This window comes from Pseudoalteromonas sp. 2CM28B, from assembly GCF_023161935.1.
This window is the reverse complement of the sequence record NZ_JALNTH010000103.1, coordinates 1-983: the sequence shown is the minus strand read 5'-3', so window position 1 is coordinate 983 and position 983 is coordinate 1. Positions and strand designations below refer to the sequence as shown.

2 protein-coding genes are annotated in these 983 nt (G+C 37.3%); both read left to right on the top strand.

The features are described from left to right. Nucleotides 1-210 (top strand): hypothetical protein (locus MTN96_RS36815; RefSeq protein ID WP_248534843.1); only part of this gene is annotated, 210 nt, incomplete at its 5' end. A 33-nt stretch (nt 211-243) separates the two neighbouring features. After that, the gene (locus MTN96_RS36810; protein WP_004589486.1) at nt 244-867 is read left to right on the top strand and encodes a tyrosine-type recombinase/integrase; all 624 of its coding nucleotides are present in this window, start codon (nt 244-246) and stop codon (nt 865-867) included. Nucleotides 868-983: the final 116 nt, after the last annotated feature.

Sequence of the window (983 nt, the reverse complement as noted above, 5' to 3'; positions counted from 1 at the left end):
TATTGGACAAAATTAGATTTCTACTTAAAACACAGGAATAAATTTAACTTTTTCAGTGTCCGGTTATCGCTCAAAGCTGCCCTTAGAGCATTTACGTTAACTCGTTTTGGGGCAAAGGCGAGTTACATTTATAACTTGCCTCTGGACAAAAATGATTTTGATCGACCGTCTGCTGATCGCTCATACCCGAATTCTTTTGTAGCGAGCTAAGCTTAAAACTCCATAAACACCGGAGTACAACTAATGCACCAGTTAACTATATATCAGCCTAAAGAGCCTTGGAATAAAAATAAGCTTGTAGGACAAAAGTTACCTCTAAAATTACAGCAAATATGGGCTATCCGAATACGACTGGAACTTTTTCATAAAATAAGAGATCTAGCACTATTTAACCTAGCCATAGATAGCAAACTAAGAGGGTGTGATTTAGTTTCACTAAAAGTTAATGACATTGCACATGGTAAAGCAATCCAATCACGGGCAATAGTCGTTCAAAAAAAGACTGGTATGCCTGTTCAATTTGAAATTACTGGAAATACAAGGAAATCAATTGTGGCGCTCATAGAGCAATTTACTCTCAATTCTTATGATTACTTGTTTAAGTCACGAATTCATTCCTCTGAACACCTTTCAACCCGTCAATATGGACGTATAGTTGACTCTTGGGTCACCTCAATTGGGTTAGATAAGACTCAATATGGCACTCATTCAATGAGACGTACCAAACCATCACTAATTTACAAAAAAACTAAAAATTTAAGAGCCTGTCAGCTTCTACTTGGCCATAGAAAACTAGAGAGCACTGTCAGGTACTTGGGAATAGAAGTTGATGATGCGTTAGAAGTATCAGAACAGATCGATGCTTAAATTTGAACCTAAGCCAGACTCGAAGTTAGAGTCTGGCACGTGCCCAGACTGTGTGAAAACTCTGATCACCTTTTGGTCTAAGTATGTTCTGCTTATGATCTATTAATCTATACATT